1 pseudogene is annotated in these 527 nt (G+C 62.6%); it reads left to right on the top strand.

What is annotated here, in order from left to right:
• Positions 1-527: pseudogene (gene istA / locus IVA82_RS24995) on the top strand (IS21 family transposase); the annotation flags it as partial.

Here is a 527-nt window from a genome sequence, read left to right as displayed (position 1 = left end):
CGCATCCCGACGGTTACGGCCGCAGCTGGTTCTGCGAACTCTATCGAGCCTGGGAAGGCCGGTTGTCGCCGACGATGCGGCAGGCGCATGTGGCCGGCGAGAAGCTGTTCGTCGATTACGCCGGTACGACGATTGACATCGTCGATGCCGCGACCGGAGAGGTGCATGCCTGCCAGCTGTTTGTCGCAGCCCTCGGCGCATCGAGTTTTACGTACGCCGAGGCAACCTTCACGCAGACGCTGCCCGACTGGATCGGCTCGCACACACGCGCCTTTGTCTTTTACGGCGGTGTGCCGGCGATGGTCGTTTCCGACAATCTGAAGTCCGGCGTCACCAAGGCCTGCTTCTACGAGCCGGGCGTCAATCGTGCCTATGCCGAAATGGCGGTGCACTACGACACGGCCATTGTGCCGGCACGGCCGAGAAACGGCGAAGGTCGAGGTCGCCGTGCAGGTCGCGACGCGCTGGATTATCGCCAAGTTGCGCAACATCAGGTTCTTCTCGCTCGTCGAGTTGAACGCAGCGAT

This window comes from Bradyrhizobium sp. 142 (genome assembly GCF_023074015.1).
GTDB lineage: Bacteria > Pseudomonadota > Alphaproteobacteria > Rhizobiales > Xanthobacteraceae > Bradyrhizobium.
Note: the sequence above shows the minus strand (reverse complement) of the source record. Positions and strands in the feature narration are given on the sequence as shown.